This window comes from Micromonospora sp. NPDC049523 (genome assembly GCF_040676775.1).
Taxonomy (GTDB): Bacteria; Actinomycetota; Actinomycetes; order Mycobacteriales; family Micromonosporaceae; genus Micromonospora_G.
In genome coordinates, this window is sequence record NZ_JBFAPP010000018.1 from 71,321 (window position 1) to 91,750 (window position 20,430).

Below are 20,430 nucleotides of genomic sequence, written 5' to 3' on the forward strand. Positions count from 1 at the left end.
TCTGTTGGACTTCTGCTCGCCGGACGACCACGCTGGAGTGCGACCAAGCCCCACGTGCCAGGAGGAACCATGCCGGAATACGAGAAGGCCACCCGCCCCGAGGACATCACCCGGTTGTTCGTCGAACGCTCCAACGCCGGTGACGCGGCCGGGGTCGCCGCCCTCTACGAGGAGGACGCGGTGCTGGCGTACCCGCCGGGCAGCCTGACGGTGGGCCGTGAGGCGATCCACGCCCTCTGGGCGAAGGTGCTGGCCAACCGGCCCCGCTTCGAGCCGGAGGAGCCGCTGCCGACGCTGGTGAGCGGCGACATCGCGCTCACCTCGACCCCGCCGAGGGACGGAAGCGGCGCCCGCGCCCAGGTCGTCCGGCGGCAAGCCGACGGAAGCTGGCTGCGCCTGCTCGACCAGCCCGAGTTCGCCCCGCCGAAGCGCTGACCACTCCGCCCCCGTCCGCCGCGAGGAACACAGGTATCAACATGCGCAAGTGGCTGCCGCTGATGACGGTCTGCCTCGGTACGTTCATGCTCCTGATCGACGTCACCATCGTGGTCGTCGCCCTGCCCGACATGGTCGGTGATCTGGACGCCTCCTTCGGCGCCCTGCAATGGGTGATCAACGCTTACGCCCTGGCACTGGGCGCTCTGGTGCTCGGGGCGGGTTCGATCGCCGACCTCGTCGGGCACCGCCGGGCGTACGTCGTCGGGCTCGCGATCTTCGCCGCCTCGTCCCTGCTCTGCGGCCTCGCCCCCAACACCGGAGTGCTGATCACCGCCCGCACGGTCCAGGGCGTCGGTGCGGCGGCCATGTTCGCCACCACGTTCGCCCTGCTCAACAGCGCGTACGCCGGACGCGACCGGGGCACCGCGTACGGGATCTGGGGTGCCGTGTCGGGCGCCTCCGCGGCGGTGGGCCCGATCCTCGGCGGGCTGCTCACCGAGGGCCTGTCGTGGCGCTGGATCTTCTTCGTCAACCTGCCGGTCAGCGCCGTCGCCATCGTGCTGTGCCTGACCACGCTCGCCACCGTCCACGCACCGGGTCGGGGCGGGGTGGACATCGGTGGCATGGCCAGCTTCACCGCTGCCGCGGCCTGCGCCACGTACGCGCTCATCCGGGCGAACGAGGACGGCTGGTCCGATACGGGGGTATGGGCGCTGCTCGTACTGGCGGTGGCGCTGCTGGCCGGGTTCGTCGCGTTCGAGTCGCGCTCCCCGTACGCGATGTTCGACCTCGCCCTGCTACGCAACCGCTCGTTCGTCGCGGTGCTGCTCGCCGGCCTGCTGCTGACGTTCGCCGCCTTCGCCACGTTCACCTACACCTCGATCTGGCTCCAGTCGGTGCTTGGCATGAGTGCGATCGGGGCCGGGCTCACCGGGCTGCCGATGTCGATCACGGCATTCGCCGTCTCGGCGGTGCTGGGGCGGATCCTGCACGGGCGGCGGCCCGATCTGGTGATCGGTGGAGGGCTCCTGCTCGTCGGTCTCGGGAGCCTGCTCACCGCCGTGCTCGTGCACGGTTCGGCCGGCTGGCCGGCGCTGGTTCCCGGTCTCGCCGTGGTCGGGATCGGGGTCGGGCTGGTGACGCCGATCCTCGGCTCGGTCTCCATGTCGCTGGTGCCGCCACAACGCGGCGGCATGGCCGCCGGTGCGGTCAACACCGCCCGCCAGCTCGGCTTCGCCTTCGGCATCGCCGTGCTGGGCAGCGTCTTCGCCGCCCGCGCGCAGGCCATCCTGTCCGGACGTGATGTGCCGGACCCGGGTCGGGTGGCCCATGGCATCGCCGGGGGTCAGACGCCCGGCCTGCTGCACGCGGCCCCGCCGGACGGGCGGGAGCTGCTCGACAGCGCGGCGCACGCGGCGGCGGTCACCGGCGTCCAGGGGACCTTCGCCGTGGCCGGAGCGGTCGGCATCGTCGCCGGCCTGGTCGTGGTCTTCCTCATGCGCCCCGCCCCGGCCCGGACGAGGCAGGAGCACGAGCGCTCGCCGCTCCCCCAACCGACGCCGCGCTGACACCTGCTCGCCCCGCCGACTCCCGCCGCCCGGGAACATGCCCCCGCCCGAGCCGTACCACCGGGGGTCAGGCCGCCGGGCGGTCGGACAGTGGGCGTCGGCGGCGGGCCGGGTCGGTCAGGGACGCGGGAGACCAGGCGCCATCGGGCTGGTAGACGTTGGTGCCGGGCGGGACGATCTCGTCGATCCGGTCGAGGGTGGCGTCGTCCAACACCAGTGAGGCGCCCTTGAGCGACGCGTCCAGGTGCTCCATCGTGCGCGGCCCGATGATCGCCGAGGTGACACCGGGGTGGGCCACGGCGAAGGCCACGGCAAGCTCGGGCAGCGTGCAGCCGATGCCGTCGGCAACCTCGACGAGCTGTTCGACGATCTCCAGCTTGGTCACGTTGACCGGCAGCGAGGGATCGAAGCGGGCCGGGTTGAGCCGGGGGCGGCCGACCGAGAGGTCGACGGACTCGCCGCGGCGGTAGCGACCGGACAGGAAACCGGAGGCGAGCGGGCTCCAGACCAGCACGCCCATGCCGTACCGCTGGGCCACCGGGAGCACCGACGTCTCGATCCCCCGGGCCAGGATCGAGTACGGCGGCTGTTCGGTCCGGAACCGCCCGAGGGCGCGACGCTCGGCGACGTGGTGCGCCTCGACGATCTCCTCCGGCGGGAAGGTCGAACAGCCGAACGTACGGATCTTGCCCTGGCGTACGAGGTCGTCCAGGACCGACAGGGTTTCCTCAATGTCGGTGGTGGGGTCGGGGCGGTGGATCTGGTAGAGGTCGATCCAGTCGGTCTGCAACCGCTTCAGGCTCTCCTCGACCTCCTTGAGGATCCAGCGCCGGGAGTTGCCACCCCGGTTGCGACCCTCGCCCATGTGGAAGTGGACCTTGGTGGCGAGCACCACGTCGTCCCGCCGGCCCTTCAGGGCCTTGCCGACGATCTCCTCGGACTCCCCCAGGGAGTACATGTCCGCGGTGTCGACGAAGTTGATCCCCTGGTCGAGGGCGGCGTGGATGATCCGGATGCTGTCGTCGTGGTCGGGGTTGCCGACGGAGCCGAACATCATCGTGCCGAGGCAGTGGATGCTGACTTCGATGCCGGTGCCGCCGAGAATTCGATAACGCATGGACGGCAACGTACGACCTAGAGTCGACTCTAGGTCAAGCTCGTATCCTTGGCGGCATGGAAAGTGTCCGTACCGAAAGCCCCGGTTTGAGCATCGGACAGGTCGCCGAACGCACCGGCCTCAGCGTCCACGCCCTGCGCTTCTACGAACGCGAGGGCATCATCGAACAGGCCGTACGGCGCGACGGCGGTGGCCGCCGCGTCTACACCGAGTACGACGTGGCCTGGCTGCGCGTCTGCATCATCCTGCGCGCCTCCGGCATGCCGCTGCCGACGATCCGGCGCTACACCGAGATGGTCCGGCAGGGCACCGGCAACGAAACCGAACGCCTCGCCCTCATGCTCGAACACCGCGACCGGGTCAACGCCCAGATCGCCCAGCTCACCCAGTCCCTCGACCTGATCAACCACAAGGTCGGCGTGTACGAGGACATCCTCGCCGCGAACCCCGCCGACCCGTCCGACTCCTGCGTCATCCCGGCCGGCTGACCGGGGCGGAGACGCGAAGCTCAACGGGTGGTCGTCCGGTCCACGGCGACGAAACGGAACTCGGCGCAGTAGCGGCGGCCGGCGGTGTCGGCGAGCCAGAGCTGGTCCGGACCGGGCAGCATCTCGGTGACGGTCACCCGGGCACCGGCCGGGTCGAGCCGGGTCGCCCGGCGGACCGCCCGCGCGAGCACGTCCACCGAGGCGAGACTCGTCAGGTCCAGGTGAATCGGCTTGCGCTCTCCGGTGACCCGGACGAAGACGTACCGGGGCAGGCCGTGCCGGCCGACCCAGCGACGTACGGAGAGGAACCGGTCGGCCTCGTCCGGCTCGGCGAACAGCGTCAGGTCCGCGGGGCCGAAGGTCCACGACTCGCGGTGGATCACCAGCCGGTCGAGCTGCACCCTGGGCGTGTGCGGGGCGGTCGGCAGCAGCCGGAACTGCTGCACCAGCCCGGCCGAGACCAGGTCCGCGACGACCTCCAGCAGCTCGTACTCAGGGCCGCCGCGACGTCGACGGACCACCAGCCGACCACCGGAATCGGACAGCTCGCAGGCACCGACCACCAGGTCCCGGTCCGGGTCGTAACCGCAGGTGTCGGGGGCGAAGACCAGGCGCACGTCGCCCGGCCCGGCCAGCTCCGGCGCGGTACGCACCGGGGTGCCGCCCTGCGCCTCGGTCGCCCCCATCAGCACCACGCCCGGCGCCAGGTCGGCGGCCACCGCCGCGCGCATCCGCTCCGGCTCCGGGTGGTACGCGAACCAGCTCGCGTACCGCATGGTGTTCGCGCCGGGGTGCAGCTCGCCGAGGACCCACTCGAAGTCGCCGGCCTCGACCGCGGCCGGGTCAGCGGCGGCGAGCATCAGGTCCGGGCTGTGCTGCACCGCGCCGGTCCAGCCCGGTCGGGTGGCCGGGAACGCCGCCCGGACCGCCGCCCGCAGCGCCTCGCTGTCCCGGTGTACCCGGCGTGCCTCCGGAACGTCGCTCCCGTCCGCGCCGACGCCGCGCGTCCCGACCCCGACACCGCGCGCACCGACACCGGGAGCGTCGGCGGCGGGCAGCGAGAGCACCTTCGCCCAGCGGGTCTGCAACGCCCGGGTCAGCGGTCGGACCAGCGATTCCGGAGGCTGGACCAGCAGGTCGTGGGCGAGCAGCCAGAACTCGGCGAACGGCACCGGACTGGCACCGGACGGGCCGGCGAGTTGCCGGTACAGGTCGCGGAACGCCCGGCGGTAGAGCGCCGCGCCGGCCGAGGTGAACCAGCGGGCGCTGTCGAGCACCAGCCCGAGCGGGGCCCGCAGCGGCTCCAGCAGCGCCGGGCCCAGGGTCACCTCGTCGGCCCGCCGGCACTCCTCGAACACCAGCGTCCGGCCCGCGTACGCCTGGCCCTCGTCGCGGCGGGCGGCCCGCTCGGTGAGCCGGGTGAAGGTGGCGTCGAGCCGGTCGAGGGCCGGCAGCAGCGCCCGGTCGTCGCCGCGCGCCGCCGCGACCGCGTCCCGGGCTGAGGTCAGCTCGGCCAGCGCGGCGACCGCCGGGGTACGCAGCACCGGGTCCTCCACCCGGTCCAGGATCCGCCGGACGGTGATCTCCGACCGCAGGTCGTCGGCCGGCGCCTCCAGGTCCCAGGTGATCCAGCGGGCGGCGTGCAGGCGGGCGAGCGTGGCGAACACCTCGGCCGGGTCGGTGGTACCGGCGGTCGGGTCGGCCAGCACCTCGGCCACGATCCGATCCGGCAGCCGTACGCCGTCACAGGCGCGCAGTACGGCCGCCGCGGCCGGGTCCAACGGCACCGGGTCGGCCAGCGGCACCCGCAACGCACCGTCGACCACGTCGAGCAGCGGCATCCGCCGGGGTGCCAGCCACCGCCGCAGGGCCGGGGCGTGTGCCGCGGCGACCGCCGCCACCGCCCAGTGCTCGAAGTAGAGCGTCCGGGCGGCGACCGGTTCCGCCGTCCGGAGGTGCCGCAGGGGCATGACCTGTTCGGGGACGACTTCGGCCCAGCCGACCGGGCCGAAGAAGCCGATGGTGTCGTTCTTCGCGCAGTACCGGTGCAGGTAGTTGGTGACCAGCGCCTCGTACCGGCGGTGCCGGCCGGTGCGTACGACGGTTTCCGGGTCGCGGCGCAGCAGGGTGTCCAGTCCGGTGCGTACGGCGTGCGGGTTCTGCCAGGTGACCGCCTCCCGGAAGCGCGGCTCGGCGGCGACCCGGTGCAACGCCACCGCCAGTCCCCGACCGGCCACCCGGAACCGTTCCCGGTACGCCGCGGTCGCCTCCGCCGGCACCGCAGCCGCCCCGCCGGACCTGATCAACTGGTCGGCGCTGGCCGCGAGTGCCGGGCTGGCCAACTCGTCGAGCAGGTCGAACGGGAAACCCGTGCCCCGCAGGCAGACCGACCGCCAGAGCGCCCACTCGCCGTCGACCAGCGGTGTCAGGTGCGGCGCGGCCTCGGTGAGCCGTTCCCCGGCCGGTGCTTCGTCGAGGTCGGCCGGCACGGGTTCCTCCACAGGAGACGGTGGATCGGGCCGCGCAACGGTAACGCGAACGGGTGCCTACAGGACATGGCAGAACAGTGGGTTACCACCCGGTCACCGATCGCCGTAGAGCAACCGATCGAATCATTGACACGTCTGAGCCGGCACAGAATGCTCGCGCGTAGAGATCCTTCGAACGAGGGGGCGCAATGCGCAAAACACGGCTGGCGATCGCCGGCGTGTTCACTTTGGTCGGCGTTCTGGTGCTGACCACACCGGTCAGTGCGAAGCCACCGGCCACGCCGGATGGCGGCAACAGCAACCTGGAGGTGTACGTCGGCTCGGCCGATGCGAAGCAGATCGACGTACTCCGAGATAGCGGGGTCGACGTCGGCCACGCGGTCGGCAGCGTCGACAAGGCCGGCAACTCCGCCGTACAGGTGGTGCTCACCAAGGAGCAGGCCGCCCGGCTGGCCACCAAGGGCGTCAAGCTGGCGGTGAAGAAGGTACGCGGCAAGGAGGCCTCCCGGGCGCTGCGCGAGCAGTCCGCCAACGGCTGGTCGGCGTTCCGGTCGTACAGCGAGCCCGGCGGCATCCGGGACGAGATCACCTCGACCGCGGCCCGGTTCCCGAAGCTGACCAAGGTCGAGACAATCGGCAAGACCACCCAGGGCAAGCCGATCCTCGCCATCAAGGTCACCAAGAACGCCAAGAACGTCGAGGACGGCAAGCGCCCGGCCGTGCTCTACGGCGCCACCCAGCACGCCCGTGAGTGGATCACCCCGGAGATGACCCGCCGGCTGCTGCACCACGTGCTCGACAGTTACGGCACCGACCCGGAGATCACCCGGCTGGTCGACACCACCGAGCTGTGGTTCCTGCCGGTGTCGAACCCGGACGGGTACGACTTCACCTTCACCGAGGGCAACCGGCTGTGGCGCAAGAACCTGCGCGACAACAACGGCGACGGTCAGATCACCAGCGGCGACGGGGTGGACCTGAACCGGAACTTCTCCTACAAGTGGGGCTACGACAACGAGGGCTCCTCGTCGGACCCGTCGAGCGAGACCTACCGCGGTCCCGGCCCGAACTCCGAGCCGGAGACGAAGGCGCTCGACGGTCTGTTCCGGCGGGTGGGCTTCGAGTTCTACATCAACTACCACTCGGCCGCCGAACTGCTGCTCTACGGCGTCGGCTGGCAGGTCGACACCCCCACCCCGGACGACGTGATCTACAAGGCGATGGCCGGTGACGACGCCAACCCGGCGATCCCCGGCTACGACCCGGACATCTCGGCCGAGCTGTACACCACCAACGGCGACACCGACACGCACGCCACGGTCCGCTACGGCACGCTCGGCTTCACCCCCGAGATGACCACCTGCGAGACCGCGTCGAACTCGGACCCGAACGACGAGTGGCTGGCCGAGGACTGCGCCAGCGGCTTCAACTTCCCCGACGACGAGGACCTGATCGCCGCCGAGGTGGCGAAGAACCTCCCGTTCGCGCTCGCCGTGGCGAAGTCCGCCGCGACCCCGGACAACCCGGTGTCGGTGGTCGGCCGCAGCACGCCGGACTTCGAGGTCGACAAGTTCGACACCTCGTACGGCAGCCGTCAGCCGGTGGCGACGATCGCCCGGCGTTCGCTGAAGAACGTACAGATGCACTACGTGATCAACGGCGGTCGGCCGAAGTCGGTCGAGGTCAAGGAATGGCGTGGTGGCGAGCGGTACGGCGAAACCCACGACGACTACTACGCCGAGGTACGCGGCACGGTGACCGGCGCCAAGGCCGGTGACCGGGTGGAGGTCTGGTTCACCGGCACCAAACCCAAGGGCGGCGGACCCACCGCCAGTGAGCACTTCACGTACCAGGTCAGCACCGACATCGGTGGCGACGTACTGGTGCTGGCCGTCGAGGACGTGACCGGGCCCAGCCCGGTGCAGACCGGCACCAGCGCCAAGTACGCCGACGAGGTGGCCGCCGCGCTCACCGCCGCCGGCAAGACCAGCGACGTCTACGACTTCGACACCCGTGGTCGCAAGGCGCCGCACCCGCTCGGTGTGCTCTCGCACTACGACGCGGTGGTCTGGGAGACCGGCGACGACGTGATCCTGCGGGCGCCCGGCCAGGTGGCCGGCACCACGGCGAAGGCCGCGATCGAAACCGAGTTCGCCGTCCGGGACTACCTCAACGAGGGTGGCAAGCTCCTGGTCAGCGGCAAGAACGCGCTCTTCGCGCAGTCCGCCGACGGTGCGTACTACTACGCGCCGGACGCACCGCCGGAGTGTCCCGCGCCGGGCGGCGCCTGCCTGCCGATCCTCAACGATTTCCAGCAGTACTACCTGGGCGCGCACACGTACGTCAGTGGCGGCGGCCAGGACGGGGACGGCAACCCGTACCCGGTGGTCGGCAACAACGGTCCGTTCGCCGGCTTCAACGGCATCCTCAACGCGCCGGGCTCGGCGGCCAACCAGGACCACACGGCGTCGTTCCTGACCACGTCGAGTTTCCTGCCGCCGGACCAGTTCCCGCAGTTCACCAGCACCGCACCGGTCGGCTGGGGCCGTCCGGGCGGCGCGCCGTTCGACCCGCACACGGGTGAGTGGTACCTGTTCAGCGGCCAGGCGGACGTGTCGTACAAGCGGCTCACCCGGACGGTCGACCTGACCGGGGCGACCAGCGGTGCGTTGAACTTCTTCATCTCGCACGACATCGAGGCGGACTGGGACTTCCTGTTCGTCGAGGCGCACGAGGTGGGCACCGACAACTGGACCACGCTGCCGGACGCCAACGGCCACACCGGCACCGGCACCGGCGAGAGCTGCGCGTCCGGTTGGGTGGCCGAACTGCACCCGCAGCTCGCCCACTACATCGGCGAGGACTGCTCGCCGACCGGCACCACCGGCACGTGGAACGCGGCCACCGGTGCCTCCGGCGGTTGGCAGGAGTGGTCGGTGGACCTGTCGGCGTACGCCGGCAAGCAGGTCGAACTCTCCATCTCGTACGCGTCGGACTGGTCCACCCAGGGCCTCGGTGCCTTCGTCGACGACACCAAGGTGATCAAGGACGGTGTCACCGTCGCGGAGACCTCGTTCGAGACCGACCTGGGTGGTTGGACGGTGGCCGGTCCGCCGGCCGGTTCCGCCCCCGGTTCGAACGACTGGTCGCGCAGCCAGACGGCGTTCGAGGAGGGTTCCGTGGTGACCACCCCGGACACCGTCTACCTGGGCTTCGGTCTGGAGGGGCTAGCCCCGGCGGCCCGTGACGACCTGGTGGCCAAGTCGCTGACGCACCTGCTCGGCAGTGGCGCCAAGAAGCCGCTGTCGTAACGGAACCACGCACCACGGCGGGGCGGTCGGCGCGAGCCGGCCGCCCCGTCGGCGTCAAAACCCTTTGCGGTACGGGTGACGGCGCTGACAGGATCATCGGGTGCCCACCCTCACCAGTGCCGACGGGACCTTGCTCGCGTACCACGTCACGGGAACGGGTGAGCCGCTGCTCGTGCTGCCCGGCGGGCCGATGCGCGACTCGGCGTACCTCGGTGACCTGGGCGGGCTCAGCGCCTTCCGGACCCTCTACCGGCTGGACCTGCGGGGCACCGGTGACTCGGGCATCCCGACCGACCCGGAGACGTACCGGGCCGACCGTCAGGTGGCCGACGTCGAGGCGTTGCGCGAGCACCTGGGCCTGGACCGGATCGACCTGCTCGCCCACTCGGCCGGTGGCGACCTCGCCCTGCTGTACGCGGCCCGCCACCCCGACCGGATCAGCCGGCTGTTGCTGATCACACCGGCCATGTTCACGCTGGGCATCCCGTTCGCCGCCGAGCAGCGGCAGGAGGGGGTCGCGCTGCGCGCGGGTGAGCCGTGGTACCCGGACGCGGTGGCCGCGTTCGGCAACATCGCCGCCGGCAACCCGACCGACGACGACTGGCAGGGGATCATCCCGTTCACCTACGGCCGGTGGGATGCCGCCGCACAGGCGCACGCCGCAGCCGGGGCCGGGCAGCGGCACCCCGAGGCGGCCGAGCGGTACTACGCCGTGGAGGCGGCCGACCCGGCCGGCATCCGATCGGCGATCGCGACGCTCGACGCCCCGGTACTGATCCTCGCCGGAGATCTGGACACCGGTCCGAGGCCGGAGACCGCTGGGGAAGGGGCCGCGCTCTTCCCCAAGGGTGTGAGCGTCGTCCAGCCGGGCGCTGCGCACTACCCCTGGCTGGACGACGCCGAGACCTTCACCCGCCTGGTGGCGGGTTTCCTGCGCTGATCCGCGGGCGCTACCGCTTGTTGCGGTAGAGGTACATGGTGACCGGGCCGAAGATCCCGACCAGCACCGCGCAGGTCAGCAGCACCGCGCCCAGTTGACCGGCGGTGACCGTACCGGCCATCAGGCCGCGTACGGCGGTGGAGGTGTGGCTGATCGGGTTGGCCCGGACCACCGCCTCCAGCCACCCCGGCATGGTGCCCGGGTCGACGAAGATGTTGCTGCCGAAGGTCAGTGGGAAGAGCACCAGCATGCTCACCCCCATCACCGAGTTCTGGGTGCGCAGCAGCAGGCCGAACATCGTCCACACCCAGGTCAGGCTGAACGAGAAGAGCAGCACCAGAAGCACCCCGAGCAGTACGCCGAACACGCCGCCGCCCGGCCGGAAACCCAGGGCCAGTCCCAGTCCGAGCACCACGGCCGAGGCGAGCGCATAGCGGACGGCGTCGCCGAGCAGTGCGCCGACGATCGCCGACGGCCGCCAGATCGGCAGCGTACGGAAACGGTCGAAAATGCCCTTGGAAATGTCATTGTTCAACGTCATGCCGGTGTACATGGTGATCATGACAACGGTTTGGAGCAGGATGCCCGGCAGCAGATACTGCAGATATTCGCGGGGCGAGCCGGCGAGTGCGCCGCCGAGCAGATAAGTGAAGATCAGCGTCAGCATCACCGGGAAAATGGTGACGTCGAAAAGCTGTTCCGGCACATGCCGGATCTTGCGCATCGCCCGCCAGCCGAAGGTCACCGACGCCGACAACGCACTGGGTCGGGGCGGCCGGTCCCGGGTGGCGAGCACCGTACGCAGCGCGTCGGAGTCGACCGGTCGGGTCGGGGTGGTGGTCGTCGTGGTGGCGGTCATGCGGGCACCTCCGTCTTGGTCTCGTCCGCGCTCTCCTGGGCCGGGTGGCCGGTCAGGGCCAGGAAGACCTCGTCCAGGCTGGGCTGGCCGAGCGAGAACTCGGTGACCGCGAGGCCGGCCCGGGTCAGCTCGACCAGCGCGCCCGCCACCCGCTCCGGGTCGTTCACCCGCGCCGAGAGCGCCAACGGGTCGGACTCCAGGACCACCGGCACACCGAGTGCCCCGGTCAGTACGAGTTCGGCCGCCGGACGCTGCTCGGCCTCGCCCAGCCGGACGCGTACGGCACCGGCGCCGACCGACGACTTGAGTTCGCCGCTGGTCCCCTCGGCGATCACCCGCCCGTGGTCGATCACCGCGATCCGGTCGGCGAGTTGGTCCGCCTCGTCCAGGTATTGCGTGGTGAGCAGCACCGTGGTGCCCGAGGCGACCAGCGCCCGCACGATGTCCCAGACCTGGTTACGGCTGCGCGGGTCGAGCCCGGTGGTCGGCTCGTCCAGGAACAGCAGGTCCGGCGTGACCACGATGCTGGCCGCGATGTCGAGCCGGCGGCGCATCCCGCCCGAGTAGGTCTTCACCAACTTCGTGGCGGCCTCGGTCAGGCCGAACGCGGCGAGCAGTTCGTCGGCCCGCCGACCGGCGGTCGCCCAGCGGAAACCGAGCAGCCGGGCGAGCATGAGCAGGTTCTCCCGGCCGGTCAGCTCGTCGTCGACCGAGGCGTACTGGCCGGTCAGGCCGACCCTGGCGCGTACCGCGTCGGCCTGCCGGACGATGTCGTGGCCGAACACCCGCCCGGTGCCGCCGTCGGGGCGCAGCAGGGTGGCGAGCATCCGGATGGTGGTGGTCTTGCCGGCACCGTTGGGTCCGAGGAAGCCGTAGACCGTCCCGGCGGGTACGGCGAGATCCACCCCGTCGACCGCCCGATTGTCGCCGAAGATCTTCACCAACCCCGACGTCTCGATGGCGAGATCCGTATGTGAACTCAAGGAACCGTCCTCCAGTGGATAAGCATCACCGGGACCCGATTCTCCGTCGCCGCGTCCCCGGTCGCAGTTGCCCGACGTTATAACAGCGCGGTACGACATTCAGGCAAATAAAACCGAACAGGGGTCGCTTTGTCGTCGACCAGCGACGACAAAGCGACCCCTGTTGCGATTTCGGATCAGCCCACTACGGTGCCGGAACTCCAGATCGGACGACCCGCGGAATAGATCACCAGGTTGCCGTCGCCCTGGACGTAGAAGACGGTGTCCGGTTGGCCGGCGGTGGCCGTACGCCAGATCGTCTCGCCGGTGGAACCGGTCAGGGTGAGGTCGCCGTCGGACCGCAGCGCCGCCTGGGCGACCGCGCGACCGGCCGTGCCGGTGGACCAGAGGGCGGCGGTGCCCTGGTAGAGCACCAGGTTGCCGTCGCCCTGCAGGCGCAACTGGAATCGACCGTCGCACGAGGCCAGGGTCTGGCCGGTGGTCAGGCCCTGGCTGGGCAGCAGCCGGCCGCAGGCGGTGGGTGCACCGATCGGCGTGGTCGGCGGCGGCGTGCCGCCACCGGTGAACAGGTTGGGGTTGACCGCGTTCGCGATCGCCTGCAACCCCGCCTCGTTCGGGTGCAGGTGGTCGCCGGTGTCGTACGCGGGCAGGAACCACGTCGGCCGGGCCGGGTCGTGGGTGGCGTTGTCCTGGTCGACCACGCCGTCACAACCGCTGCCGGCGCTGCGGACGAAGTTGTTGATCGCCGCACGCGACTGCTCGCCCTCGGCGGACCAGCCACCGGAGCCCTGGAACGGGGTGAGGGTCGAGCAGAGGAACTTGACCCCGCGCTGGTGTGCCCGGTCGATGAGCTGCCGGAGCCCGGCGATGAGCTGGTCGGCCCCCGGCCGGCCACTGCCCGCGCCGAGGTCGTTGATCGGGTCGTCGGAGAAGATCACCCAACGTACGCCCGGCTGGTTGAGCACGTCCCGGTCGAACCGCTTCAGCGCGCTCTGCCCGGCCCCGTCCTGGAGCAGCTTGTTACCGCTGATCCCCTGGTTCAGTACGCCGATCGTGCGCCCGGCGAAGGCCAGGTTGCGGGCCAGGTGGTTGGGCCAGCGGCGGTTGACGTCGAACCCGGAGCCGATCCCGTCGGTGATGGAGGCGCCGAGCGTGACCACCGCGCCCTCGGCGGCCGGGTTCTGCACGTCGAGGTTGGCCAGGAAGTAGTAGCTGCCGTTCGTCTGCGCCCCGGTCAGGTTCGCGCTGCCGCTCTGGTTACCGGCGGCCACGTAGTTGTTCTGCAACCCGCTCTGGTGGTAGGTCGCGGGCCCGGTCGGCTGGGGCAGGTAGAGGCTGACCACCACGTCGGCGCCGGCCGGCACGGTGAACGCCACCGCGTCGCTGGCCGCCAGCGCGCCGACCGGGATGGTCACCCCCGGCTGTCCGCCGAAGGTGACCCGCCGGTCGGTGCCGGGGTCGATCGAGGAGCCGGAGGTACGCCGGGCGACGTGCACCTCGCTCACCACCAGCGGCCGGTCGCCGAAGGCGTTCGAGAGCTGGATCCGGGCGGCGGAACCACCGATGCTGGTCCGGACGATCTGCCGGATCGTCTGCTGGTTGAAGCTGGTGCCGCCGCTCTGCGGCGACGCGGCCCAGGTGCCGGTCCAGGTGTCCGCAGCGGCGGCGGCGCGCGCGTGCCCGGGTTGGGTGAAGGTGAGCGCGAGCATCGTCACCGCCCCCAGTGCGGCGCCCCAACGGGTGACTCTCATCCTGACTTTTCCTTCCTCTCCGACCGGTACGGGCGCGTCACGTACCGGTCGGGTGATCTCGGACCAACCGGGTGGGTTTACCCACCAGCGGTACGAAGATCACAAAAGGAAAGATCACATTTGGGCAACAGGTGTGAGCCGGGTCACGCCTTGGCCAGCACCTCGGTCACCAGGGCCCGCGCCTCCTCCTGGATCTGGGTCAGGTGCTCCTGGCCCCGGAACGACTCCGCGTAGATCTTGTAGACGTCCTCGGTGCCGGACGGGCGGGCGGCGAACCAGCCCGACTCGGTGGTGACCTTCAGCCCGCCGATCGCCGCGCCGTTGCCCGGCGCGCTGGTCAGCGTGGCCGTAATCGGCTCACCGGCCAACTCGGTCGCGGTCACCTGCTCCGGCGAGAGCTTGCCCAGCGCCGCCTTCTCCGCCCGGCTGGCCGGCGCGTCGATCCGCGCGTACGCCGGGTCGCCGAAGCGGGCGACCAGATCGGCGTAGTGCTGGCTCGGCGAACTACCGGTGCTCGCCTGGATCTCCGCGGCGAGCAGGCAGAGCACGATGCCGTCCTTGTCCGTGGTCCAGACCGAGCCGTCCCGGCGCAGGAAGGAGGCGCCCGCGCTCTCCTCGCCGCCGAAGCCGACCGAGCCGTCCAGCAGCCCCGGCACGAACCACTTGAAGCCCACCGGCACCTCGATCAACGTACGTCCGAGGTCGGCCGCGACCCGGTCGATCATCGAGGAGGAGACCAGGGTCTTGCCGATCGCCGCCTGCGGCGACCAGTCCGTCCGGGTCCGGAACAGGTGCCCGATCGCCACCGCCAGGTAGTGGTTCGGGTTCATCAGACCGCCGTCCGGCGTGACGATGCCGTGCCGGTCGGCGTCGGCGTCGTTCCCGGTGGCGACCTGGTAGTCGGCGCGGGCGGCGATCAACGACGCCATCGCGTACGGAGACGAGCAGTCCATCCGGATCTTGCCGTCCCAGTCCAGGGTCATGAACCGCCAGGTCGGGTCGACACCCGGGTTGACCACGGTCAGGTCCAGCCCGTGCCGGTCGGCGATCTCGCCCCAGTAGCCGACACTCGCCCCGCCCAGCGGGTCGGCGCCGATGCGTACCCCGGCGGCCCGGATCGCCGCGATGTCGACCACCGAGGGCAGGTCGTCGACGTACGCGCCGAGGAAGTCGTACCGGTCGGTGGTGCCCGCCGTCCGGGCCCGCGCGTACGGGATCCGCCGGACCCCGGCGAGCCCGTCCGCCAGCAGCCGGTTGGCCCGGTCCTGGATCCACTTCGTGGCGTCGGTGTCCGCCGGCCCCCCGTTGGTGGGGTTGTACTTGAACCCGCCGTCCGACGGCGGGTTGTGCGACGGGGTGACCACGATGCCGTCGGCCAGACCGCTGCTACGCCCCCGGTTGTGGGTGAGGATCGCGTGCGACAGCGCCGGAGTCGGGGTGTAGCCGTCCCTGCTGTCGATCAGCACGGTCACCTCGTTGGCGGCCAGCACCTCCAGCGCGGTGACCAGCGCCGGCTCGGAGAGCGCGTGCGTGTCCCGGGCCAGGAACAACGGGCCGTCGACCCCCTGGTCCCGCCGGTACTCGCAGGTCGCCTGCGTGATCGCGGCGATGTGGTCGTCGTTGAACGCGGTGTTCAGGCTCGACCCGCGGTGTCCGGAGGTGCCGAACGCGACCTGCTGGCCGGGGTCGGCCGGGTCGGGATGCTCGGCGTAGTACGCGGTGACGAGGTGCGCTACGTCGATCAGGTCGGCGGGGTCGGCGGGCTGGCCGGCACGGGCGTGGACCGACATCGGCGATTCTCCTCCTGGCTGTGGCACGGGCTGTACAAGCTGACCTTACGGCTCGACCCGTTGGCCCTTGCCGATGACGACGATCCCGCCGTCGGAGACGGTGTAGCGGGTCCGGTCGAGTTCCAGGTCCACGCCGATCTCGGCCCCCTCGGGGACCACCACGAACTTGTCCAGGATGGCGTTGCGTACCACCGCGTGCCGGCCGATGTCGACGCCCTCCATCAGCACCGAGCCCTCGACGTGCGCCCAGGAGTTGACCCGTACGTTCGGGGCGACCACGGAGTTCTCCACCAGCGCACCGGAGACGATCACACCGGGCGAGATCATCGATCCGATCGCGCGGCCGACACGCTCCTGCCAGCCGTGCACGAACTTGGCCGGCGGCCACGGCGGGTGGTCGGTGTAGATCGGCCAGGCCGAGTTGTAGAGGTTGAAGATCGGGTGGATGGCGATCAGGTCCATGTGCGCCTCGTAGAACGAGTCCAGCGTCCCGACGTCGCGCCAGTAGCCCTGGTCCCGTTCGGTGCTGCCGGGGACCTGGTTGTCGCGGAAGTCGTAGACGTTCGCCTCGCCCCGCTCGACCAGCATCGGGATGATGCTGCCGCCCATGTCGTGCCGGCTGGTCTTGTCGGCCGCGTCGCGCTCGACCGCCTCGCAGAGCACCTCGGTGGTGAAGACGTAGTTGCCCATCGAGGCGTAGATCTCCCCCGGCGCGTCCGGTAGGCCCCGGGCGTCGGTGGGCTTCTCCCGGAACGCCTGGATCCGGCGCCCGTCCGCGGCCACCTCGATCACCCCGAACTGGTCCGCCTGGCTCAGCGGCTGCCGGATCCCGGCCACGGTGACCCCGGCGCCGGAGGCGATGTGGTCCTCCACCATCTGCCGGGGGTCCATCCGGTAGATGTGGTCCGCGCCGAAGACGATCACGTAGTCGGGCTTCTCGTCGTTGATCAGGTTGAAGCTCTGGTAGATGGCGTCCGCCGAGCCGGCGAACCACCAGGGGCCTCGGCGCTGCTGGGCGGGGACCGGGGCGACGTAGTTGCCGAGCAGGTTCGACATCCGCCAGGTCTTGGTCACGTGCCGGTCCAGCGAGTGCGACTTGTACTGGGTCAGTACGACGATCTTGAGATAGCCGCCGTTGGCCAGGTTGGACAGCACAAAATCAATCATGCGGTACATACCGCCGAACGGCACGGCCGGTTTGGCACGATCGGCGGTCAACGGCATCAGGCGCTTGCCCTCGCCGCCGGCCAGGACGATGGCGAGGACCTTGGGCGACATGCACCGACGCTAACCACACCCGGCCGTTCGCACCAGTCGTACCGGGCAACATGCTGGACTAGTGTGCGGAACGTGGCCGAAACCGCTCCGTACGACGGACGACTCCGGATCGATCTGCTCACCCGCGAGTACCCACCCGAGGTGTACGGCGGGGCCGGGGTGCACGTCGAGTACCTCGCGCGGGAACTGCGCCGGCTGGCCGACCTGCGGGTGCACTGCTTCGGCGCGCCGCGTACCGGGCCGGACGACCCGCCGGGGGTGACCGCGTACCCGGAACCGGTGGAGCTGGCCGGCACCAACGCCGCGCTCCGGACCATGGGCGTCGACCTGGCCATGGCCGCCGGAACCGCCGGCACCGACCTGGTGCACAGCCACACCTGGTACGCCAACCTCGCCGGCCACGTGGCGAAGCTGCTGCACGGGGTGCCGCACGTGGTGACCGTACACAGCCTGGAGCCGCTGCGGCCGTGGAAGGCCGAGCAACTCGGCGGCGGCTACGCGCTCTCCTCCTGGTGCGAGCGGACCGCGCTGGCCGCCGCCGACGCGGTGATCGCGGTCTCCGCCGGGATGCGAAGGGACCTGCTCGGCGCCTATCCGGAGGTGGCGCCGGAACGGGTCCGGGTGGTGCACAACGGCATCGACACCCGCCAGTACGCCCCGGACCCGGCCACCGACGTGCTGCGCCGGCTCGGGGTGGACCCGGACCGGCCGAGCGTGTCCTACGTCGGCCGGGTGACCCGGCAGAAGGGCCTGCCGTACCTGCTCCGGGCGGCCAGGTCGCTGCCGCCGCAGACGCAGCTCGTCCTGCTCGCCGGTGCCCCGGACACGGCCGAGATCGCCGCCGAGGTGGAATCCCTGGTGGCCGAGCTGCGGGCCAGCCGCTCCGGGGTGTTCTGGGTGGCCGAGATGCTGCCCAAGCACGAGGTGGTGCAGGTGCTCAGCCACAGCACGGTTTTCGTCTGCCCGTCGATCTACGAGCCGATGGGCATCGTGAACCTGGAGGCGATGGCCTGCGAGACGGCGGTGGTGGCCACCGCCACCGGCGGCATCCCGGAGGTGGTCGCCGACGGGGTGACCGGCCTGCTGGTCCCGATCGAGCAGGCCGCCGACGGCACCGGCACCCCGCTGGCGCCCGAGGTGTTCGTCGAGGACCTGGCTGCGGCGATCAACAAGCTGCTGGCCGACCCCGCCCGTACGGCGGAACTTGGCCGAGCGGGGCGGCGCCGGGCGGTCGAGCATTTCTCCTGGGACGCGATCGCGGAGCGGACGATGGGCGTCTACCGCTCGGTGCTGCCCACCCTCTGAGCGGAAACAGCGTCCGGCCTGCGGTGGCGGGGAATGATCGGATTTCGACCGGGCGTCGGGACTGCCGGGGCAGTAGGTTGGGCACCGTGACGGGACGGTTTCCGATCGAGAAGATCACGCCCTCGGTGGCCTGCGGTCGCTACCCGGCCAAGGCGGTGGTCGGTGAGCTGGTGCCGGTCTCCGCGCAGGCCTACCGGGAGGGGCACAGGGCGCTGGGCTGCAACGTGGTCTGGTCCGGCCCCGACGGCGAGACGCGCCCGTTCACCCGGATGCGCCCCGGCTGGGACGACCACTGGCACGCGACCATCTCCCCGGACGCGGTCGGCGACTGGACCTTCGCCGTGGAGGCGTTCGACGACCCGTACCTGACCTGGCGGGACGCGGTCACCAAGAAGTCCGCCGCCGGGCAGGACGCGACCGAACTCGGCAACGACCTGGCCGAGGGCGCAGCGCTGATGGACGCGGCGTCCGCGCTGGTCCCGGCCGAGTTCCAAGCCGGCGTACGGGCGGCAGCCGTGGCGTTGCGCGATCCGGGGTTGCCGCTGGAGCAGCGCCTCGCCCCGGCGCTGGACCTGGCCGAGCTGCTGTGGGCGTACCCGGTGCGCCGGCTGGTCACCCGAAGCGACGACTATCCACTCTGGACCGACCGGCCGCGTGCCCTCTTCTCCGCCTGGTACGAGTTCTTCCCCCGCTCCGAGGGCATCGCCCCGCCGGGCGAGGGCAAACCGGCCGAGCACGGCACCTTCGCCACCGCCGCCGCCCGGCTCCCCGGTGTCGCCGCGATGGGCTTCGACGTGCTCTACCTGCCGCCGATCCACCCGATCGGCCGGGTCAACCGCAAGGGCCCGAACAACTCCCTGGCCGCCGGCCCGGACGACCCCGGTTCGCCGTGGGCGATCGGCGCGGCCGAGGGCGGCCACGACGCCATCCACCCGGATCTCGGTACGGCAGAGGACTTCCGCCGGTTCGTCGCCTCGGCCGCCGAGGTCGGCCTGGAGGTCGCGATGGACCTGGCGCTGCAGGCCGCACCCGACCACCCCTGGGTGAACGAGCACCCGGAATGGTTCACCACCCTGGCCGACGGGTCGATCGCCTACGCCGAGAACCCGCCGAAGAAGTACCAGGACATCTACCCGCTGGACTTCGACCGCGACCCCGACGGCATCCGGGCCGAGGTGCTGCGGGTGGTGACGCACTGGATCGACCAGGGCGTACGGATCTTCCGGGTGGACAACCCGCACACCAAGCCGTTCGACTTCTGGCAGTGGCTGATCCACGAGGTCAAGCAACGCGACCCGGAGGTGCTCTTCCTGGCCGAGGCGTTCACCCGACCCGCGGTCATGCACGGCCTCGGCAAGATCGGCTTCACCCAGTCGTACACCTACTTCAGCTGGCGGTACAGCGCCGACGAGCTGCGCGAATACTGCACCGAGCTGATCGACGCGGCCGACTACATGCGCCCCAACTTCTGGCCGAACACGCCCGACATCCTGCCCGAGCCGCTGAAGCTCGGCGTACCGTCGATCTTCAAGATCCGGGCGCTGCTGGCCTCGCTGCTCTCCCCCTCCTGGGGCATCTACGCCGGCTTCGAACTCTTCGAACACGAGGCACTGCCCGGTGCCGAGGAGTACGCCGACAGCGAGAAGTTCCAGCTCCGTCCCCGGGACTGGACCGCGGCCGAGGCGCAGGGACTGTCGCTCGCGCCGTACATCGCCCGGCTCAACGCCGTACGGCGGAAGAACCCGGCGCTGCACTGGCTGCGCAACCTGCGGTTCCACCACAGCGACAACCCGGCCCTGTTCTGCTGGTCGAAGCGGGACGAGCGGACCGGCAACACCGTCCTGGTGGTCTGCTCGCTCGACCCCTTCCAGACCCAGTGGGGCAACCTCAGCCTCGACCTGCCGGCACTCGGCCTGGACTGGCCCGACCGGTTCACCGTCTACGACGAGCTGAGCGGCGCCCGGTACGACTGGGGCCAGCACAACGTCGTCGGGCTCGACCCGAACCAGCCGGCGCACGTGTTCACCGTGCACCACGACAACACGCCACCGCCGCCGACCGCCGCCCCGACCATGCCCGCCACCACCGAGACCGCGAAGTGAGCCCGCTGATG

General features: G+C 70.9%; 14 protein-coding genes. 7 read left to right on the forward strand and 7 right to left on the reverse strand.

The features are described 5' to 3' along the window. Window positions 1–69 precede the first annotated feature (69 nt). Entirely contained in the window at window positions 70–435 is a 366-nt protein-coding gene (locus AB0J90_RS25540; protein ID WP_363599873.1) for a nuclear transport factor 2 family protein, read from the forward strand. Window positions 436–476: 41 nt separating this feature from the next. Then, entirely contained in the window at window positions 477–2,006 is a 1,530-nt protein-coding gene (locus AB0J90_RS25545) for an MFS transporter (RefSeq protein WP_363599875.1), read from the forward strand. A 67-nt stretch (window positions 2,007–2,073) separates the two neighbouring features. On the opposite strand, the gene AB0J90_RS25550 is transcribed toward AB0J90_RS25545, so the two are convergent. Then, complete coding sequence (locus tag AB0J90_RS25550; RefSeq protein WP_363599877.1) at window positions 2,074–3,123, reverse strand: aldo/keto reductase; 1,050 nt, start codon at window positions 3,121–3,123, stop codon at window positions 2,074–2,076. Window positions 3,124–3,179: 56 nt separating this feature from the next. Here AB0J90_RS25550 and AB0J90_RS25555 point away from each other — a divergent pair, with 56 nt between their 5' ends. Next, window positions 3,180–3,611: a MerR family transcriptional regulator gene (locus tag AB0J90_RS25555; protein WP_363599879.1), complete on the forward strand. Its 432-nt coding sequence runs from the start codon at window positions 3,180–3,182 to the stop codon at window positions 3,609–3,611. Between the two features lie 20 nt (window positions 3,612–3,631). Here the strand turns inward: AB0J90_RS25555 and AB0J90_RS25560 are convergent, their stop codons facing one another. Then, window positions 3,632–6,100 carry a lantibiotic dehydratase gene (locus AB0J90_RS25560; RefSeq protein ID WP_363599881.1) on the reverse strand — a complete coding sequence of 823 codons (2,469 nt, stop codon included), beginning with the start codon at window positions 6,098–6,100 and terminating at the stop codon, window positions 3,632–3,634. Between the two features lie 188 nt (window positions 6,101–6,288). Here AB0J90_RS25560 and AB0J90_RS25565 point away from each other — a divergent pair, with 188 nt between their 5' ends. Both AB0J90_RS25565 and AB0J90_RS25570 read left to right on the forward strand, forming a co-directional pair. Beyond that, window positions 6,289–9,411: a M14 family zinc carboxypeptidase gene (locus AB0J90_RS25565; RefSeq protein WP_363599883.1), complete on the forward strand. Its 3,123-nt coding sequence runs from the start codon at window positions 6,289–6,291 to the stop codon at window positions 9,409–9,411. 100 nt (window positions 9,412–9,511) lie between these two features. Continuing rightward, a complete protein-coding gene (locus AB0J90_RS25570) occupies window positions 9,512–10,351 on the forward strand; it encodes an alpha/beta hydrolase (protein ID WP_363599885.1) in 840 nt (279 codons plus the stop codon). Between the two features lie 10 nt (window positions 10,352–10,361). Here the strand turns inward: AB0J90_RS25570 and AB0J90_RS25575 are convergent, their stop codons facing one another. From AB0J90_RS25575 to glgC, 5 genes are all read right to left on the reverse strand, one after another. Then, a complete protein-coding gene (locus AB0J90_RS25575) occupies window positions 10,362–11,210 on the reverse strand; it encodes an ABC transporter permease (RefSeq protein ID WP_363599887.1) in 849 nt (282 codons plus the stop codon). Further along, on the reverse strand, window positions 11,207–12,193 hold the full coding sequence (locus AB0J90_RS25580; protein WP_363599889.1) for an ATP-binding cassette domain-containing protein: 987 nt from the start codon (window positions 12,191–12,193) through the stop codon (window positions 11,207–11,209). The genes AB0J90_RS25575 and AB0J90_RS25580 overlap by 4 nt, the downstream gene beginning before the upstream one ends. A 176-nt stretch (window positions 12,194–12,369) precedes the next feature. After that, window positions 12,370–13,944, reverse strand: a complete 1,575-nt coding sequence (locus AB0J90_RS25585) for a GDSL-type esterase/lipase family protein (protein ID WP_363599891.1) — start codon at window positions 13,942–13,944, stop codon at window positions 12,370–12,372. A 143-nt stretch (window positions 13,945–14,087) separates the two neighbouring features. Then, the gene (gene pgm / locus AB0J90_RS25590) at window positions 14,088–15,734 is read right to left on the reverse strand and encodes a phosphoglucomutase (alpha-D-glucose-1,6-bisphosphate-dependent) (protein ID WP_363599893.1); all 1,647 of its coding nucleotides are present in this window, start codon (window positions 15,732–15,734) and stop codon (window positions 14,088–14,090) included. Between the two features lie 45 nt (window positions 15,735–15,779). Continuing rightward, a complete protein-coding gene (gene glgC, locus AB0J90_RS25595) occupies window positions 15,780–17,012 on the reverse strand; it encodes a glucose-1-phosphate adenylyltransferase (RefSeq protein WP_363599895.1) in 1,233 nt (410 codons plus the stop codon). Window positions 17,013–17,084: 72 nt separating this feature from the next. Here glgC and glgA point away from each other — a divergent pair, with 72 nt between their 5' ends. Beyond that, on the forward strand, window positions 17,085–18,317 hold the full coding sequence (gene glgA / locus AB0J90_RS25600) for a glycogen synthase (RefSeq protein WP_363599897.1): 1,233 nt from the start codon (window positions 17,085–17,087) through the stop codon (window positions 18,315–18,317). A gap of 86 nt (window positions 18,318–18,403) precedes the next feature. Next, on the forward strand, window positions 18,404–20,419 hold the full coding sequence (locus AB0J90_RS25605; protein WP_363599899.1) for an alpha-1,4-glucan--maltose-1-phosphate maltosyltransferase: 2,016 nt from the start codon (window positions 18,404–18,406) through the stop codon (window positions 20,417–20,419). The last annotated feature ends 11 nt before the right edge of the window (window positions 20,420–20,430 follow it).

Excerpts from the sequence above, each read along its gene's own strand:
- AB0J90_RS25555 (WP_363599879.1), top strand. The coding sequence starts at position 3,180 with ATGGAAAGTGTCCGTACCGAAAGCCCCGGTTTGAGCATCGGACAGGTC.
- AB0J90_RS25585 (WP_363599891.1), bottom strand. The coding sequence starts at position 13,944 with ATGAGAGTCACCCGTTGGGGCGCCGCACTGGGGGCGGTGACGATGCTC.
- AB0J90_RS25565 (WP_363599883.1), top strand. The coding sequence starts at position 6,289 with ATGCGCAAAACACGGCTGGCGATCGCCGGCGTGTTCACTTTGGTCGGC.
- AB0J90_RS25575 (WP_363599887.1), bottom strand. The coding sequence starts at position 11,210 with ATGACCGCCACCACGACGACCACCACCCCGACCCGACCGGTCGACTCC.
- pgm (WP_363599893.1), bottom strand. The coding sequence starts at position 15,734 with ATGTCGGTCCACGCCCGTGCCGGCCAGCCCGCCGACCCCGCCGACCTG.
- AB0J90_RS25550 (WP_363599877.1), bottom strand. The coding sequence starts at position 3,123 with ATGCGTTATCGAATTCTCGGCGGCACCGGCATCGAAGTCAGCATCCAC.
- glgC (WP_363599895.1), bottom strand. The coding sequence starts at position 17,012 with ATGTCGCCCAAGGTCCTCGCCATCGTCCTGGCCGGCGGCGAGGGCAAG.
- AB0J90_RS25545 (WP_363599875.1), top strand. The coding sequence starts at position 477 with ATGCGCAAGTGGCTGCCGCTGATGACGGTCTGCCTCGGTACGTTCATG.
- AB0J90_RS25540 (WP_363599873.1), top strand. The coding sequence starts at position 70 with ATGCCGGAATACGAGAAGGCCACCCGCCCCGAGGACATCACCCGGTTG.